A 16848-nucleotide genomic window follows, 5' to 3' on the forward strand; every position below is an offset into this window, starting at 1 on the left:
GGCTCAGCCCTCCGGGGTGTCGACGACCACCTTGGCGACCCGCAGCAGCGTGTCACCGATGCGATAGCCGCGCTCGACCACATCCGCGACGGTCGCCCGCTGCACATCGGGGTTGGGCCGCTGGAAGATCGCCTCGTGCTGCTGCGGATCGAAGGTCTCACCGGCCTCGCCGAAGGGCGCGAGGCCAAGCTTGGTGACCTGCGCGCGCAGCTTGTGGGCGATGGTGGTGAGCGGCCCGCCCTCGGCCAGATCGCCGTGCGCCTCCGCCCGGTCCAGGTCGTCGAGCACCGGCAGCACCACGCGCGCGGCGTCGCCGACGGCCCGCTCGCGCTCGGCCACCCGGTCGCGTTCGACCCGGCGCCGGTAGTTGGCGTACTCGGCGGTCACCCGGCGCAGATCGGCCAGGTGCTCCGACTCGGGCGGCTCAGCCGCTTCCGTCCCGGCACCGTGCTGCTCCGTCCCCGACTGCTCCGGCACGGAGCCTGCGGCCAGATCAGCCAAAAAGGCTTCGTCCGCATCCGAGAACGACGTCTCCACGTCGGCGTCCTCGGCCGCGATCATGCCTTCAGCGGCATCTGTCGCCGCGTCGCTCGAATCGGCGTTCGCCGCCCCGTCCTTCGGGGTGCCCGACTCGTCGCCGGGCACCTCCTCCGGATCCTCGTTCTTGCCTCGCCGTGCCATCAGGCCGCGGTGTTCTTGTCGTCGTCGTCCACGACCTCGGCGTCGACGATGTCGTCGTCCTCGCTGGACGCCTGCGCTCCTGCGGCGCCGCCGGCCGCGGGCGCACCGTCGGCCTGCGACTGCGCGTAGATGGCCTGCCCGAGCTTGGTCTGGCTCTCACTCAACGTGTCGAACGCGGTCTTGACCGCGTCGTCGTCGTCGCCCGCGAGCGCCGACTTCAGCGCGTCGACGTCGGCCTGCACCGACTCCTTCACGTCGGCGGGCAGCTTCTCGTCGTTGTCCTTGATCAGCTTCTCGATCGAGTAGACGAGCTGCTCGGCGGAGTTGCGCACCTCGGCCACCTCGCGGCGGTGCTTGTCCTCGGCGGCGTGCTCCTCGGCCTCGCGGACCATGCGCTCGATGTCCTCCTTGGGCAGGCTGGACCCGCCGGTGATGGTCATCGACTGCTCCTTGCCGGTTCCCTTGTCCTTCGCGGAGACGTGCACGATGCCGTTCGCGTCGATGTCGAAGGTGACCTCGACCTGCGGCACGCCGCGCGGGGCCGGCGCGATGCCGGTCAGCTCGAAGGTGCCCAGGTTCTTGTTGTCGCGGGTGAACTCGCGCTCGCCCTGGAAGACCTGGATCGCCACGGACGGCTGGTTGTCGTCGGCCGTGGTGAAGGTCTCGCTGCGCTTGGTCGGGATCGCGGTGTTGCGGTCGATCAGCTTGGTCATGATGCCGCCCTTGGTCTCGATGCCGAGGGAGAGCGGAGTGACGTCGATGAGCAGCACGTCCTTGCGCTCGCCCTTCAGCACACCGGCCTGCAGGGCCGCGCCGACGGCGACGACCTCGTCCGGGTTCACGCCCTTGTTCGGCTCCTTGCCGCCGGTCAGCTTCTTGACCAGCTCGGAGACGGCGGGCATGCGGGTGGAGCCGCCGACCAGTACCACGTGGGCGATGTCGCCCACCTTGACGCCGGCCTCGGCGATCACGTCGTTGAACGGCTTCTTGGTGCGGTCGATCAGGTCGCTCGTCAACTGCTCGAACTGCGCCCGCGTGAGCGTCTCGTCGAGGTTGGCCGGTCCCTCCTGGGTCAGCGACAGGTACGGCAGCTGGATGGAGGCGCTGGTGGAGCTGGAGAGCTCCTTCTTGGCCTGCTCCGACGCCTCCTTGAGGCGCTGCAGTGCGATCTTGTCCTTGGAGACGTCGACGCCGGTCGTGTCCTTGAACTTCTTGATCAGGTACTCGACGACGCGCTGGTCCCAGTCGTCGCCACCCAGCCGGTTGTCGCCGGCCGTGGAGCGGACCTGGATCGTGGAGAAGTCCTCGTCCTTGCCCACCTCCAGCAGGGACACGTCGAAGGTGCCGCCGCCCAGGTCGAAGACCAGGATCAGCTCGTCCTCCTTGCCCTTGTCGAGGCCGTAGGCGAGCGCGGCCGCGGTGGGCTCGTTGATGATGCGCAGCACATTGAGGCCCGCGATCTCGCCGGCCTCCTTGGTGGCCTGGCGCTCGGCATCGTTGAAATATGCCGGCACGGTGATGACCGCATCGGTGACCGTGTCACCCAGGTACTGCTCGGCATCGCGCTTCAGCTTGCCCAGGATGCGGGCACTGATCTCCTGCGCGGTGTACTTCTTGCCCTCGATCGTCTGGGTCCAGGTGGTGCCCATGTGGCGCTTGACCGAACTGATGGTGCGGTCGACGTTGGTGACGTTCTGCCGCTTGGCGGTCTCGCCCACCAGCACGTCACCGTCCTTGGTGAATGCCACGACGGACGGTGTGGTACGGAACCCCTCCGCATTCGCGATGACGACGGGGTCGCCGCCCTCCAGCACGGACACCACCGAGTTGGTGGTTCCGAGGTCGATGCCGACGGCACGAGCCATGAGTGTCTCCTTGTTCCTTCACGAGTAGGTCTGCTCGGGTTGAGTCCCGATGGCTCAAGTATACGCGCCCCGTCGACAAGGTCAAACTCAGCGCCCCAAACCTGAGCCACCACCTATCAATCCCAGCCACCCGACCCGCGCCTCAACCGGCTCGCACCTGAGCACGACAGCAGGACAGGGTCCTGACAGCAGGTCTGTGGTCGACCAGCCGCCTGCGAACGGGACCTGGTCCTGCTGACGGGACGGGGTGGGAGCCGTGTCTGGGCCGGGTGGGCGCCGTGTCCGAACGCCGGAATACCGGCGGTGACACATGGGGCGGATAGGTTGCGCGCATGACGCTCGCCCCCATCGCGTCGCCGCAGCGCGCCCGAGTGCTCGCCTGGGCGGCCTGGGACTGGGGCAGCGCCGCGTTCAACGCCGTGATCACGACCTTCGTGTTCACCGTCTACCTGACGAGCGCCCTGTTCCTCGACCCCTCGCTGCGGGTCGGCACGGCGGCGTACGACGCGGCGAAGGCATCCCTCTCCACCGGGCTCGGGCTCGGCCTGTCGGTCGCCGGCCTCGTCGTGGCCCTCGTCGCTCCGGTGCTCGGCGCCCGCACCGACTACTCCGGGCACCGCCGCCGGTGGCTCGGCATCAACACCGCGGTGGTCGTGCTGGCGATGGTGGCGATGTTCGGCGTGGTCGGCTCCCCGGCGTACTTCCCCCTCGGAGTCGTGCTGGTCGGCATCGGCACGGTCTTCTACGAGTTCGCGACCGTCAACTACAACGCGATGCTGCCGGGCATCTCGACGCCGCGCACGATCGGCCGCGTCAGCGCGCTGGGCTGGGCGAGCGGCTACCTGGGCGGCATCGTGCTGCTGCTGGTGCTGTACACGACCCTCATCGCCGGCGAGCACCACGCGTTCGGCATCCCCGAGGCCGACGGCCTGAACATCCGCGTGGTCGCCCTGGCGTGCGCGGTGTGGGCGGCGGTCTTCGGGCTGCCGGTGCTGCTCGCGGTCCCGGAGGCTCCCCCGCTGTCGGGCGGACCGCGTCCCGGCGTGCTGCAGGCCTATCGGCAGCTGATCCGCGATGTCGCCGGGCTGTGGCGCAGCGACCGCACGCTGGTGCGGTTCCTGATCGCCAGCGCCGTCTTCCGCGACGGCCTGGTAGGGGTGTTCAGCTTCGGCGGCGTGATCGCCGCGACCGTCTTCGGTTTCACGTTCAGCCAGGTGCTGGTGTTCGGGATCGCCGCGAACGTCGTCGCCGGAGTCAGCACGATCGTCTCCGGCCGGTTCGACGACCGATTCGGACCCAAGGCGGTGATCCTCACGTCGTTGGTCGGGCTGGTGGTCGCCGGCGGCGGGGTGTTCCTGGCCCGCGGCGGCGGCACGACCGCGTTCTGGGTCGGCGGCCTGGCGCTCTGCCTCTTCGTGGGTCCCGCGCAGTCGGCCAGCCGCTCGATGCTCGCCCGCATGGTGCCGGCCGAGCGGCAGGGCGAGCTGTTCGGCCTCTACGCCACCACGGGCCGGGCGGCCACCTTCCTGGCGCCGGCGATGTTCACCCTGTTCATCGCCGTCACCCGTGACCAGGCCTTCGGAATCCTCGGCATCGTGCTGGTGCTGCTGGCCGGTCTGCTGCTGCTCATTCCCGTCCGTGCCGGCGGCCCGTCGGAGCGAACGGCGCCTCCGTCCCGATAGCCCGCCGCTCCGATAGCCCGTTCGCGCGCTCGGCTCACCAGCCCCAGGTGCCCGGCGCGCCCTTGAACGGCCCGACGACCTTGGAGGTGATCCAGCCGCCGTAGAAGTCGCCCTGCTGCGGGACGACGGTCTCGCCGGCGACCTCGCAGCGGTCCACGCGGCCGGGGTACACCGCGATGCGTCCCGCGAGGGCCTCGTAGCCGGGCGACGGGGTCGGGTAGTACCAGATCGCCGAATCCGCGACCCGGTCCCCCACCCGCATCGACAGGTACTTCGCCGCGCCCTTGAACTCGCAGAGGCTCGCCCCGGGGGCCGGCAGCAGCTCGGCCGTCACGGCGTCGCGCGGCACGTAGTAGACCGGCGGATGACTGGTCTCCAACACCCGCACCGCATCGACGGTGTCCACGACCACGTGGCCGCCGAACTCGATCCGCACACGCTCGGGCACCGCCTCGACGCGTGGCGGCCTCGGGTAGTCCCACACCGAGTCCTGGCCAGGCCCGGGCTCCACACGCTGTCGCATCCGCATGGCTCCAGTCTCGCTCGCGCGGCCGGTGGCAGCGGTCAGCCGCGGTCGAGCAGCGGTCAGCCCGCGATCGCCGCCCCGATGGCGAGCAGGGTGACCGCGAACCCGGCGACGTAGTTGATGGCCAGGAACCGCCGCCAGCCGCCGTTCGCCCGCTCCGCGCCGGCGTCGGTGATGCGCAGGTACGGCGCGACCATCGCGAGGTACGGCAGGGCGACGAGCGCCGCAAGCGCGGTCGGCCACCCGCTGATCAGGGCGAGCACGCCCGCCGCCAGGTAGAGCGCTCCGGCCAGTCGCACCGTCGGTCGGGCCCCGAACACCGTGGCGATCGAGGCGATGCCCCCGGCCCGATCGGCGGGCACATCCTGCACGGCGCCGAAGGCGTGGCTCGCCATCCCCCAGCAGAAGAACGCGGCGAGCAGCAGCACGGCCCGGGCGTCCAGGGCCGATCCCGCGAGCGCGGCGCCGTAGACGGCCGGGCTGACGAAGTGGGTGCTGGAGGTGACGGAGTCGAGCACGGGTCGCTCCTTGAAGCGCAGTCCGGCGACGCTGTAGGCGACCACGGCGACCACCGAGACGGCCAGCACCAGCCACGACACTGGGCCGCCGAACGCGACCAGCGCGATCAGGAACGGCACGTTCGTCACGACGACGGCGACCAGGATCGGCCGGTGGTACCGCGGGTCCAGGACCGCTCCCTCAACCCCGCCCTTGCGGGGATTGCGCAGGTCGGACTCGTAGTCGAAGACGTCGTTGATGCCGTACATCGCCAGGTTGTAGGGCACCAGGAAGTAGACGACGCCGACCACCAGCACCCCGGCGTGCACCGGCTGGGCGAGCAGCAGGTAGGCGAGCGCGAAGGGGTAGGCCGTGTTCACCCACGACAACGGGCGCGAGGCGACGAGCAGTTGGCGCAGCATCAGCGGCTCCGGGTCCGGCGGCTCCGGTGCGGCAGCAGACACCACAGCGCCGGCAGGGCGAACGCGGCGGCGATCGGATAGGCGAAGTCCTCCACCGGTGCCGCGCCGATGCGCACGCCGAGGATGCGGGAGCCGTCGTAGCCGACGATGCCGGTACCCACGATCACGGAGTCGAACACCACGGTCAGCAGGGTGAGGCCCACCAGGGTCGCCGCACACGCGAGCAGGGTGCGGCCGCGGCCAAGCGGTCCGGAGCGCAGCAGGATCGCGACGACCGAGAGCGTCAGCACCGGCGCGAGCACGGCGACCGAGAGCACCAGGTAGGTGGTCACGACGCTGCCTGCTTCACTCGGCCCGCCTCATTCGGCCCGAGGCGCGGTCGACCGCGCAGCGAGGTCCGCCCGGGCGAGCAGGCGCGCGGCGGCACCGAAGACGGTCATGGTCGTCGCGCAGAGCAGGATCAGGAAGAACAGTTCCTCCAGGGGCAGCTGGGGGCCCAGTTGCACGCCGGTGATCAGCGACCGATTGCCCTCGAAGAAGATGCCGAGGTGGATACCGGCGGTGTCCCATACGAGGAACCCCGCGACTCCGACGACCAGCACGACTGCCGCACGCAGCGGATCGGCACCGAAGAACAACCGGTAGCGCAGGTCGAGCACCGTCACCCCGGCGATCCCGACCAGCAGCCCCACGAGGTACAGCCCGTTCACGCGCAGGGCTCGGTCACGGGCGGGGCCGGATCACGCCGTCGCCGGGCTCGGGCGCACCACCGGCGGCGCGGCGGGGTCGAGCGGCTCGGGCAGCGGACCGGCGGAGGTGTCGCCGCGCAGCCGCTTGATCACGAGCTCCGCGCTGATCAGGCACATCGGCAGGCCGATCCCGGGGATCGTGGACCCGCCCGCGAACAGCAGGCCGTCCACCCGTTTGCTGATGTTGCCGGCCCGGAACAGGGCGCTCTGCGCGAGCGTGTGAGCGGGACCGAGCGCGGTGCCCTGCCACGCGTTCAGGTCCTGCGCGAAGTCGGCGGGGCCGATGGTGCGCCGCACCTCGATGCGGTCGGCCAGGTCGGGCACGTCCAGCCATCGCGCGATCTGGTCGATCGCCCCGTCGGCGATGCGCTCGACCTCGCGGGACCCGGCGCCGTTCTCGCCGCCGCGACCGAGGCCGGGATCAGCCGGTACGGGCACGAGCACGAACAGGTTCTCGTGCCCCGCGGGCGCCAGGCCGGCCTCGGTGGCGGTGGGGCGGCAGACGTAGAGGGACAGCTCGTCGGGCAGCGGCGGCCGGGGGCCGCCCCGCTTCGGCACGACCGCACTGAAGTTGGCCCGCCAGTCCTTGGTGAACAGCAGCGTGTGGTGCAGCAGGGCCGGCAGCGGTCCACGGACGCCGAGCAGTACGAGCACGGCGCTCGGCCCCGGAGTGCGGCGACGCCACCACGACGCGGGATAGGTGCGCAGCGACTCGGGCAGCAGCGTGCGCTCGGCCGCCTCCAGGTCCATGGACGACACGACCAGGTCGGCGGCCTCGACTCGGCCCGAGGCCGTGCGGACACCGGTGACGCGCGGACGTCCGGCGATCGCTCCATCGGTCAGGATGCGGACGGCCGGCTCGCCCGTGCGGATCACGACCCCCTGCTGCACCGCGACCCGGCGCACGGCCTCGATCAAGGCGCTGATGCCGCCCTCCGGGTAGAGCACCCCGCCCTCCAGGTCGAGGGTGCTCATCAGGTGATACATGCCCGGCGTCGAATACGGCGAGCTGCCGAGGAACACCGCCGGATACTGCAGGATCTGACGCACGCGCGAGTCGCTGAATCGCGCCTCGACGTAGCTGTTCAGCGACTTCGCCAGCATCGGCACGAGCTTCGGCAGTCCCGCGAGCACGTCGCGCCGCAGCAGCGGCTTCAGATCGGCGAAGGTCGTGTACAGGAAATAGCGCTTGGCCATCCCATAGACCCATGCCGCGGAGTCCATATATCGGGCCAGCTTGGCCCGGCCGTCGGGCTCCAGCCGTTCCGCCTCGGCCAGGTTGCGCTCGCGGTCCCCCTGGATGTCCACGATCTCGCCGGGACCGGTCCCAGTCGGCTCGAACACGACGCGGTACCCGGGGTCCAACTTCGAAAGACGCAGCTGCTCGTCGGCGGAGGTGCCGAGCAGCCGGAAGAAGTGGTCGAAGACCTCGGGCATCAGGTACCACGACGGCCCGGTCTCGAAGCGGTACCCGGCGGTGTCCCACTCCCCCGCCCGGCCGCCGACCGTATCGCGCGCCTCGAGCAGGGTGACGGCGTAGCCCTCCCGCGCGAGCAGTGCCGCGGAGGCGAGCCCGCTGATGCCGCCGCCGATCACGACGGCCCTCCGCGGCGCGCTCATCGGGTCCTCGGCAGGCGATCGGCGACGGCCAGGGCGGCCAGGCGCACTTTGACCGGATCGGGGACCCGCACTCGACTGGCCTGCAGGACCGTCGCCGGGGTGCGCCGAAGCCGAGCGGAGAGCTCGGCGAACAGTCCGTGCGCCAGTGCCACCGCGCGCCGTGGACCGCGGGGCAGCAGCGGCAGGGTCGTCGCTGCGGCAGCCAGGTCGGCGTCGATGTCGTCCAGAAGCCGGTGCTTGGTCGGCTCGTCCAGCGCGCCGGCCTCGACGCCCGGAAAGTAGGAGCGGCCCAGGCCGTGCGCGTCGGCGGCGAGGTCGCGCAAGAAGTTCACCTTCTGGAACGCGGCGCCCAGGCGTCGCGCCCCGGATTCGAGCCGGGCACGGGTTGCCGGATCGGTGGGCGGACCGGCGGCGAGGAACGCGCGCAGGCACATGAGTCCGACCACCTCGGCGGAGCCGTCCACATATGTCGCGAAAGACATGTCGTCGTGCACGGTCTGGTGCACGTCCATGCGCATGGAGGTGAAGAACGGGGTGACGACGTCCAGCTCGATACCCACATCGCGCGCCGTCCTGCCGAACGCGTGCACGACCAGATTGGTCGAGTACCCGGTCGCGAGGGCCTGCTCGGTCTGCCGCTCCAGCAGTTCGAGGGCCGCAGCGACCTCCGCCCGGTCGAGCCCCGACTCGGCAGCCACGCCGTCGACGATCTCGTCGGCCAGGCGGACCAGGGCGTACACGTTGCGGATGTGGGTGCGAGTCGGAGCCGGCAGCAGCCGCGTGGCGAGCCCGAACGAGGTGGAGTAGTGCCCGATGACGACGCCGGCCGAGCGCTCGGCCGCGCGGTTGTAGCGCTGCAGCGGGGTGGTCACGCGGAGGCGGCCGAACGGGGCGCGCACCCGGTGGCGGGTAGGCTCGTGCGGCGGACGACCGGTGCGAGACCGCGCCGGAGAGCCTGTCGTCTGCGCACGGATCGAGAATACAGCGGGGCGGATGACGGACGCGCGAGAGCTGGTGGTGCTGGTCGACGACGACGGCACCCCGATCGGCCAGGCGGACAAGGCGACGGTGCACACCGCCGACACCCCCCTCCATCTCGCCTTCTCGTGCCACGTCGTGGACGACGACGGCAGGCTGCTCGTCACCCGCCGGGCGCTCGGCAAGCGCACCTGGCCCGGCGTCTGGACGAACTCCTTCTGCGGGCATCCCGCACCCGGTGAGGAGATGGGCGCAGCGGTCGCCCGCCGCGCCTTGGCCGAGCTGGGGCTGACCCTGACCGAGCTCGCGGTGCAGCTGCCGGACTTCCGCTATATCGCCACCGACGCCGCCGGCACCGTGGAGAACGAGATCTGTCCCGTCTACGTCGCTCGGGCGGACGATCCGGTGCTGGCCGATCCGGACGAGGTCATGGAGTACCGCTGGGTGGACCGCGACCTGCTCGCCGCGGCCGTCGAGGCCACTCCCTGGGCGTTCAGCCCGTGGCTCACCCTGCAACTGCCGGCGCTGGCGGCCGCGCGCGCCTGAGGCCCTCCCGGCCACAGGGCGACCTCGCCGGTCCCGTCAGCAGGACCAGGTCTCCACAGCAGGCCACTGGTCGACCACCGACCTGCGATCGCGACATTGTCCTGCTGTTGTGCTCTGAGTCGTGGGTCCGGCGGCGGTCAGCGGTCTGGGTCGTCGTCAGCGGTCGGGGTCGTCCGCGCGATCGCGGCCCACGTCGGTGCGCAGGAAGTTCAGGTGCGAGCGGGACGCCGTCGGGCCCCGCTGATCCTGGTAGCGGGAGGCGTAGGCGGCCGACCCGTACGGCTGCTCGGCGGGCGAGGAGAGACGGAAGAAGCACAGCTGGCCGATCTTCATGCCCGGCCACAGCTTGATCGGCAGGGTCGCCACGTTGCTGAGCTCGAGGGTGATGTGCCCCGAGAATCCCGGATCGACGAATCCCGCCGTGGAGTGCGTCAGCAGGCCAAGCCGACCGAGCGAACTCTTGCCCTCCAGCCGGGCGGCGATGTCGTCGGGCAACGACACCAGTTCGTAGGTGGAGCCGAGCACGAACTCCCCCGGATGCAACACGAACGGCTCGTCGGGCCGCGTCTCGATCAGGCGGGTCAGCTCGGGCTGCTCCTCCGCCGGGTCGATCACCGCGTACTTGTGGTTGTCGAACAGGCGGAAGTACTGATCGAGCCGTACGTCGAAGCTGGAGGGCTGCAGCAGGCCCGGCTCGTACGGCTCGAGCGCCACCCGGCCCGACTCGATCTCGGCGCGGATGTCGCGGTCCGAGAGCAGCACCCCGCCAACCTATCGGCGGCGCCCGACCCCGGGCTGCTTCCGGTGCCCGGCCCCCTCGCTACACTGGCGAGGCGCGGCGAGCGGTCGATGCGGGGACCGGATCGCCGGTGCGCGAGTGTAGTTCAATGGCAGAACTCCAGCTTCCCAAGCTGGTAGTGCGGGTTCGATTCCCGTCACTCGCTCGAAAGACGAGCAAGCCGCGGAAGGAGGCGCCCATGTCGAACCCCGGTCCGGCGTTCCAGACCTCACCGAACCGCATCATCGGCACACTGTTCGGTGCCGTGTACCTGCTGGTGGGCCTGCTCGGGTTCTTCTGGGTCGAGGGCGTGCCGTTCGCCGGGCCCGGCGACGGCCGCAGCAACCTGCTCATCGGCCTGTTCGAGGTGAACCCCCTGCACAACGCCGTGCACCTGCTGGTCGGTGCCGCGCTGCTGCTCGCCGGCGTCAGCACCGCCTACGCCGCCAAGCGCACCAATACGACCATCGGAGCGGTGTACCTGCTGCTCGGCATCGTCGGGTTCTTTCTGGCGGCGCCCGACAACGGCCAGTCGCCGATCAACTTCCTGTCGCTGAACACCGCGGACCACATCCTGCACCTGGGCAGCGCGGTGATCCTGCTGGCCAGCGGCCTCGGCGCCGACCGCGACGTGCACGCGACCGCCGCGACCGTCTGAGCCGTCCCGTGGCGGTGCTGATCCGCACCTGGCTGGGGCTCGCGGTCCTGGGCGCCGGCATGGTGCACCTGGGCGTGGCGGCGACCGCTCCCCCGGCACTGCTCGCGATCTTCACCCTGTTCGGCCTGGGCGAACTCGCCTGGGGTGTCGCCGCCCTCGCGGGGCGCACACTGCCCCTGCCGCGCCTCGGCCTCGTGATCGTCCTGCTGCCACCGGTGACCTGGATCACGGTCGCTCTCGTCAGCGGCGCGATGGCGCACGGCGAAGCCGGTGGACCGATTGCCGGGTCGGTTGTCGGAACTGTCCTCGGACCCGGGCACGGCGCAGTGCATGTCGCGAGCGGCATGTCCCTGCTACCGGGCCTTCCGCTGCTGCTGGCGAGCGTGCTCGACCTGATCCCCGCGATCGTGATAGCGGTCCGGCTGCGTCGCGGACCGATGGCACCGGAGGGAGTCGACGGGACACCGAGCGCGCTCCCCTACCTGCTCGGCGTCGTGGCCGGCGGCGGCCTCGTGGCGGCCGTGACCAGTACCGCCCTCGGCGGCACCGAGCTGGGTGCCCTGGGGATGCAGGGCATGGGGCACTGAACCGGTGGCTCGGCACAGCTCGGTAGCGGGTACCGATCGACAGCCGGCACTGCTCGGTAGCCGGCACTGCTCGGTAGCCGGTGCTGATCGCGGTCAGGCGACCGGTGCCGCCACTCCCGCCCGCACCGACTCGGCCATGAAGCGCTGCACGTCGGGGTCCACGATGATGTCGCCCGGGATCAGCGGCCGGCTCAGGTACAGCCCCTCCAGTGCGGTCAACCGGCTGAGCGCGACGTAGGTCTGCCCCGGGCTGAACGCTCGGCGCCCCAGGTCGATCACCGCGGCATCAAAGGTCTTGCCCTGCGCCTTGTGCACGGTCACCGCCCAGCCGAGCCGGATCGGCAGCTGCGTGAACTCGGCGACCACCTCCCGGGTCAGCTGCTTCGTGGTGACGGAGTAGTTGTAGCGGTACCGCTGCCACGTGGCCGGCAGCACGTCGTGCTCGACGCCGGCGACCTCCACCCGCGCCTGGCCGCTCTGGATCCGTGTGACCACCCCCATCGACCCGTTCACCCAGCGGAAGTCGGGGTCGTTGCGCAGCAGCATCACGTGGGCGCCCGGTTTGACCTGCAGCACCTCCTCGGCCGGGAAGGTGCGCTGGCCGAAGTCCCCGTTCACCTCGGCGACGCTGGTGGCGACGGCTCCCGGCAGCGCGGCCAGGGCCGCCCGGTTGATCGACGCGACGGCGTCGTTGCGGCTGGCGAGCGTCAGCGGACGGTCGACGGGAACGGGACGCGCCCCGGTCTCGTTCAGCACCGCCGCCATCGGAGCGGTCACCCGCCCGTGCCGCACGGCGGTCAGCAACCGTCGGAACCGCTCGTCGCGCTGCCGGTGGATCGCCTCCAACTCGTGCACCTGCAGCTCGGCCTGCTCCCACACGTGCGCGTCGAAGAACCACATCGACCGGTACATCGCCTGCGTGTAGACGCGTTCCTCCAGGCTGCCCGGTACCGGCGCCAGCTGGTACGGGTCGCCGAACAGGACCAGCTGCACGCCGCCGAACGGCTCGGTCCGCTTGCGCGCCAGCCGCAGGCTGCGGTCGACTGCATCCAGCACGTCCGCGCTGACCATCGAGATCTCGTCGATGATGAGCACGTCCAACACGGTCAGCAGGCGCTGTAGCGCCCTGTCCTGCCGCAGTTGCGTGGGACCGATCAGTCCGATCGGCAGCTTGAACAGCGAGTGGATCGTCTGGCCGCCGACGTTCAGCGCCGCGACACCCGTCGGTGCGCACACCGCCACCACGCGCCGCGTGGTCGCCACGACGTGGTTCAGGAGCGTCGACTTGCCGGTACCGGCACGCCCGGTGATGAGCAAATGACCGCCGCCCTGCTCGATCGCCTGCTCGACCAGGCGCTGCTGATCGGTCAGCTCGACCGGAGCGAATGCGCCCTGATCGTCCCCGTGCGCCGACACGGCCGCCACCCTAACGCGGGCGGCGACAGCGTCGCTCAGGGACCCCGCGCCCCGTCGATCGATCGACTCATACGACGCTCCGGTCCGCGCCGGACGGCGACCGGCCCCGGTACTGGAGCCGCTCCGTCCACCGACGTCCCTCCGAGCAGCGGTGGCCTCGGTTGTACTCGCCAGACGCGGCCCCAGATGCGCCTCGCGCCCGACCGGACGGTGAACGTCCCCGCGGTCGAGCCACGACAGGTCGCGCCTCCGCGCACCGATCGTCGCCGGACAGGTTGATGTGGTGCGAACGACATGTCTCCCCCAAGACCCGCTCGTGAAACGCCGGCGCCCCCACGCCGACGCGAGCAGGATGCCAGCGCAGGCGGTGACATCCAGAGCGCGACATGCCACCCGAACGGGGAGGCGTCAGGTGCGCGTCCGAAGCCGGGCGAGCATGTCGTTGTAGGCGGTGAGGTCGGCGTCGCCGTCCCGGTCGGCGGCCCGGTCGAGTCGACGGCTGTCCCGCTCGTCGCTGCGGGACCAGCTGACCGCCACCACGATGGCCAGGACGAGGGTCGGGATCTCCCCGACGCTCCACGCGATGCCGCCCGCGGTCTGCTGATCGGCGAGCGCGCTGGTCCCCCAGCCCATCGCTCCGTACCAGTCGGCCAGCAGCAGTCCCTTGCCGTTCAGCAGGCTGAGCCCGAAGAACGCGTGGAACGCCATGGTGGCGAGCAGCACCAGCAGTCGCAGCGGATACGGCCAGCGATGGGGGAGCGGATCGACCCCCACGAGCGATTGGACGAACAGGTAGCCGGTGACGAGGAAGTGCGCGGTCATCCACTCGTGCCCGACGTGGTCGGTCGTCGCCCAGCTGAACACCGGCGTGTAGTAGAAGACGACGAGCGACCCGGCGAACAGGGCGCCGGCGACGACTGGGTTCGCCAGCACGCCGGCCGGCTTGGAGTGGACCACGAGCAGCAGCCACTCCCGTCCGCCCATGCTGCCGTCGCGACGCCGCGCGATCGCCCGCATCGCCAGCGTGACCGGGGCCGCCGGGACCAGCAGCAGCGGGACCACCATGGTCAGCATCATGTGCAGCAGCATGTGGGCGCTGAAGAGGAACTTCTCGTACTCGTTCAGGCCGCCGCTCGTGAGCACGAAAAGCAGGAGGACGCCGATGGTCCAGAGGACGGGTCGATAGAGGGGCCACGCATCCCCTCGTCGTCGCAGCCGGACCACTCCTGCCCAGTAGAACAGCAGCAGGAATCCGCAGAGCAGTACCCAGATCAGGTCGACGTGCCACTGGGTCACGTAGTTCACGAAGCTGGGCGCGGGCGGCAGGGCCTGCCCGTCGGTCAGGATCTGGGCGGGAGTGAAGCCCGCGGCGGCGGTGGGCGAGGTCGACGTGACGGGTGGCGCGGTTCGCGACAGCGCCGCGGCGAATCCGGACGCCACACCCATCAGGCCGAGCTCGGCGCCCACCATCGACCAGAACGCGCGGCGCCCGGTGGCGGTGGGGATGCGGCGGATCACCGCGAGCCGGTAGAGCGCGCCGAGGCCCCCCATCGCCACGAGCGCGAGCGCCTTGATGATGATGAGCGCACCGTAGGGGGTCAGTAGACCCTGGATCGAGCCGAGGCGGATGGCCGCGTTGACGACGCCGGAGACGGCCACCACCAGATAGGCGACCAGCGCGATGGACGAATAGCGGCGCACGAGGCCCGCCAGTTGGTCGCCGGGCAGACCCCGGCCGACGATGGTGAGCGCGATCAGGCCGCCGAGCCAGACGGCGGCGAAGACGATGTGCAGCCCGAACGAGGTGATCGCGGAGTCGTGACTGGCCGTCGCGGTCGCTCCGGCGTGCCCCTGCAGCGCCATCGGCACGAGGGCGAGGCCGGCGAGCGCCGCGACGACCGCGGTACCGACGGGGGAGCGGACGGCGATGCAGAGCACGGTCACGACGGCGGTGAGCACCGCCGTCTGCAGCCACGCCTGGCCGGCGGGGTTGTCGGTGAGGAACAGCAGCAACTGATTGCCCCAGTCGCCCGAGAAGGGCACCAGGGTCGATCCGCCTACGTCGTCGGCGAATTCGAAGACGCCCGTCGCGACGGCGGCCACGGTCCAGACGGCCGCCGACGCGGCGGCCGTATCCAGTGCCCGGTCCCAGGCACCGGTGCCGGCAGGGATCGCGAAGCAGGCGAGTACCAGAGTGCCGAGGGCACCGGCAGCACCGAGGTCGACGAGCACCTGCACGGCGGGCAGTCCCCACCGCACCACCGGGCCGGGATCGCCGAGGGCGAGCGGCCGGGCGGCACCGCCGATCTCAAGCGCTGCTGCGGCGGCGAGCAACGCGACGACGGTGACCACGGCGGGCCCGGCGACCCGGACGGTCCAGGCCGGTGCCGATCCCCTGCGGTCCGTGCCTCGCTCCTGCACGCTCCGCTCGTGCACGGCATTCGCCGGAGCGGGGGAGGTGCGGGTCACCGAATCAGGGTACGCGGGCGGCGGCGCATCGCCGTGTCCGCGGGTGACGAGGTGACCCGGGCCACCCGAACTACTTGACTGCGGCCTTCAGCTTGCTGCCGGCGCTGATCTTGACGCCCTTGCTGGCGGCGATCTGGATCGGCTCGCCGGTCTGAGGGTTGCGACCGGTGCGGGCGGCCCGCGAGGTCTGCTCGACGGCGAGCCACCCCGGGATGGTCACCTTGGTGCCGTCGGCGACGTTCTTGGCCAGCGTGCTGAACAGGGCGTCGAGCACGCTGTTCACCGAGCTCTGGCTCTGGTTCGATTCGGCCGCGACTGCGGCGACCAGATCGGTCCGGTTGAGAGATGCCATATTCGTCCTCCATCGATCGCGGGCGCGGGGCGCGACCGCCTGTCACTTGCTTCGTCCATTTCCGGCTTCGAGCCGGAACCGGAGGTCAAGCTATCAGGTGCATCGGACGGAGCTACGGAATTCACCAGCTGGATTTGGTGATTCCGGGAAGTTCGCCGCGGTGGGCCATATCGCGGAATCGCACGCGGGAGATTCCGAACTTGGAGAGGTTGCCGCGGGGGCGACCGTCGACCGCATCCCGGTTGCGCAGACGCACCGGCGACGCGTTGCGGGGTAGCTTCTGCAGGCCGAGCCGGGCCTCCTCGCGCGCCTCGTCGCTGGACGCGGGGTCGACGAGCGCCTTCTTCAATTCGGCGCGCTTGACCCGATAGCGCTCGACGACCACTGCGCGCTGCTGATTGCGAGCGATCTTGCTCTTCTTCGCCATGACTGTTCCTTCTTGAGCGCTGTCGCGCTCTTAGCGCTCTTCGCGGAAATCGACGTGCTTGCGGACGACCGGGTCGTACTTCTTCAACACGAGACGGTCGGGATCGTTGCGACGGTTCTTGCGGGTGACGTAGGTGTACCCGGTACCGGCGGTCGACTTGAGCTTGATAATGGGGCGGATGTCCTGTTGCTTGGCCATCAGATCTTCTCTCCGCGGGCCAGGATGTCCTTCACCACGGATTCGATGCCGCGGGCGTCGATCACCTTGATGCCCTTGGCCGACACCGTGAGGGTGACGGAGCGCTTCAGCGACGGGACGAAGTACGACTTCTTCTGGATGTTCACGTCGAACCGACGGCGGGTGCGCCGGTGCGAGTGCGAGATGCTGTTGCCGAAGCCGGGTCCGGCGCCGGTCACCTGGCAGACTCCTGCCACTTGATCCTCCTGATGCTCTACCGTGCCACCGACCAAGCCGGTACCACCCAAGATCACTTGTCTGCCGGTGACGCTCGCGCGCCCCGACGACCGCGACGCGGCCAACCACAAACCTTACAGCACCGTGCTCCGGCCTCGGGAACGGGAGCGGTGGCGGGTT

The 16848-nt window shown here is 70.5% G+C and carries 19 protein-coding genes and 1 tRNA gene; 5 read left to right on the top strand and 15 right to left on the bottom strand.

Features of this window, described 5'->3' with window-relative positions; genetic code table 11:
• Positions 1-3: 3 nt before the first annotated feature.
• A complete protein-coding gene (locus tag ACFE7H_RS10160; RefSeq protein WP_375401116.1) occupies positions 4-681 on the bottom strand; it encodes a nucleotide exchange factor GrpE in 678 nt (225 codons plus the stop codon).
• Positions 681-2546 (bottom strand): molecular chaperone DnaK, encoded by a 1866-nt coding sequence (dnaK, locus tag ACFE7H_RS10165; RefSeq protein WP_375401117.1) that lies wholly within the window; start codon positions 2544-2546, stop codon positions 681-683. Before dnaK ends, ACFE7H_RS10160 begins: the two co-directional genes overlap by 1 nt.
• A 332-nt stretch (positions 2547-2878) precedes the next feature.
• On the opposite strand from dnaK, the gene ACFE7H_RS10170 reads away from it, so the two are divergent.
• Positions 2879-4228: an MFS transporter gene (locus tag ACFE7H_RS10170; RefSeq protein WP_375401118.1), complete on the top strand. Its 1350-nt coding sequence runs from the start codon at positions 2879-2881 to the stop codon at positions 4226-4228.
• A 34-nt stretch (positions 4229-4262) separates the two neighbouring features.
• Here ACFE7H_RS10170 and ACFE7H_RS10175 read toward each other — a convergent pair whose 3' ends face one another.
• From ACFE7H_RS10175 to ACFE7H_RS10200, 6 genes are read right to left on the bottom strand one after another with little or no spacing between them, the layout of a single operon-like run.
• Positions 4263-4757: a DUF427 domain-containing protein gene (locus ACFE7H_RS10175; protein WP_375401119.1), complete on the bottom strand. Its 495-nt coding sequence runs from the start codon at positions 4755-4757 to the stop codon at positions 4263-4265.
• Between the two features lie 56 nt (positions 4758-4813).
• Positions 4814-5674: a prenyltransferase gene (locus ACFE7H_RS10180; RefSeq protein WP_375401120.1), complete on the bottom strand. Its 861-nt coding sequence runs from the start codon at positions 5672-5674 to the stop codon at positions 4814-4816.
• On the bottom strand, positions 5674-6006 hold the full coding sequence (locus tag ACFE7H_RS10185; protein ID WP_375401121.1) for a lycopene cyclase domain-containing protein: 333 nt from the start codon (positions 6004-6006) through the stop codon (positions 5674-5676). Before ACFE7H_RS10185 ends, ACFE7H_RS10180 begins: the two co-directional genes overlap by 1 nt.
• Positions 6007-6033: 27 nt before the next feature.
• Positions 6034-6384: a lycopene cyclase domain-containing protein gene (locus ACFE7H_RS10190; RefSeq protein ID WP_375401122.1), complete on the bottom strand. Its 351-nt coding sequence runs from the start codon at positions 6382-6384 to the stop codon at positions 6034-6036.
• A 30-nt stretch (positions 6385-6414) separates the two neighbouring features.
• Positions 6415-8043, bottom strand: coding sequence for a phytoene desaturase family protein (crtI, locus tag ACFE7H_RS10195; protein ID WP_375401123.1), 1629 nt, complete (start codon positions 8041-8043; stop codon positions 6415-6417).
• On the bottom strand, positions 8040-8942 hold the full coding sequence (locus ACFE7H_RS10200; protein WP_375401124.1) for a phytoene/squalene synthase family protein: 903 nt from the start codon (positions 8940-8942) through the stop codon (positions 8040-8042). The genes crtI and ACFE7H_RS10200 overlap by 4 nt, the downstream gene beginning before the upstream one ends.
• 94 nt (positions 8943-9036) lie before the next feature.
• Between ACFE7H_RS10200 and idi the strand changes: the two genes are divergently transcribed.
• Positions 9037-9567, top strand: a complete 531-nt coding sequence (gene idi, locus ACFE7H_RS10205) for an isopentenyl-diphosphate Delta-isomerase (protein WP_375401125.1) — start codon at positions 9037-9039, stop codon at positions 9565-9567.
• A 156-nt stretch (positions 9568-9723) separates the two neighbouring features.
• On the opposite strand, the gene dcd is transcribed toward idi, so the two are convergent.
• Complete coding sequence (gene dcd, locus ACFE7H_RS10210; protein WP_375401126.1) at positions 9724-10329, bottom strand: dCTP deaminase; 606 nt, start codon at positions 10327-10329, stop codon at positions 9724-9726.
• A gap of 111 nt (positions 10330-10440) precedes the next feature.
• On the opposite strand from dcd, the gene ACFE7H_RS10215 reads away from it, so the two are divergent.
• The 3 genes from ACFE7H_RS10215 to ACFE7H_RS10225 all read left to right on the top strand — a co-directional run bounded on the left by ACFE7H_RS10215 (position 10441) and on the right by ACFE7H_RS10225 (position 11590).
• A tRNA-Gly gene (locus ACFE7H_RS10215) sits at positions 10441-10511 on the top strand.
• 33 nt (positions 10512-10544) lie between these two features.
• A complete protein-coding gene (locus tag ACFE7H_RS10220; protein WP_375401127.1) occupies positions 10545-11003 on the top strand; it encodes a DUF4383 domain-containing protein in 459 nt (152 codons plus the stop codon).
• Between the two features lie 8 nt (positions 11004-11011).
• On the top strand, positions 11012-11590 hold the full coding sequence (locus ACFE7H_RS10225; protein WP_375401128.1) for a hypothetical protein: 579 nt from the start codon (positions 11012-11014) through the stop codon (positions 11588-11590).
• Between the two features lie 93 nt (positions 11591-11683).
• Here ACFE7H_RS10225 and ACFE7H_RS10230 read toward each other — a convergent pair whose 3' ends face one another.
• From ACFE7H_RS10230 to rpmB, 6 genes are all read right to left on the bottom strand, one after another.
• Entirely contained in the window at positions 11684-13006 is a 1323-nt protein-coding gene (locus tag ACFE7H_RS10230) for an ATP-dependent RecD-like DNA helicase (protein WP_375401129.1), read from the bottom strand.
• Between the two features lie 408 nt (positions 13007-13414).
• Positions 13415-15475, bottom strand: a complete 2061-nt coding sequence (locus ACFE7H_RS10235) for a cytochrome c oxidase assembly protein (RefSeq protein WP_375401130.1) — start codon at positions 15473-15475, stop codon at positions 13415-13417.
• Between the two features lie 70 nt (positions 15476-15545).
• The gene (locus ACFE7H_RS10240) at positions 15546-15827 is read right to left on the bottom strand and encodes an HU family DNA-binding protein (RefSeq protein WP_375401131.1); all 282 of its coding nucleotides are present in this window, start codon (positions 15825-15827) and stop codon (positions 15546-15548) included.
• Positions 15828-15948: 121 nt separating this feature from the next.
• Positions 15949-16254: a 30S ribosomal protein S14 gene (gene rpsN, locus ACFE7H_RS10245; RefSeq protein WP_375401132.1), complete on the bottom strand. Its 306-nt coding sequence runs from the start codon at positions 16252-16254 to the stop codon at positions 15949-15951.
• A gap of 30 nt (positions 16255-16284) precedes the next feature.
• Entirely contained in the window at positions 16285-16452 is a 168-nt protein-coding gene (gene rpmG / locus ACFE7H_RS10250; protein WP_375401133.1) for a 50S ribosomal protein L33, read from the bottom strand.
• Entirely contained in the window at positions 16452-16688 is a 237-nt protein-coding gene (gene rpmB / locus ACFE7H_RS10255) for a 50S ribosomal protein L28 (RefSeq protein WP_375401134.1), read from the bottom strand. The genes rpmG and rpmB overlap by 1 nt, the downstream gene beginning before the upstream one ends.
• Between the last annotated feature and the right edge of the window lie 160 nt (positions 16689-16848).

This window comes from uncultured Amnibacterium sp. (genome assembly GCF_964250715.1).
Taxonomy (GTDB): domain Bacteria; phylum Actinomycetota; class Actinomycetes; order Actinomycetales; family Microbacteriaceae; genus Amnibacterium.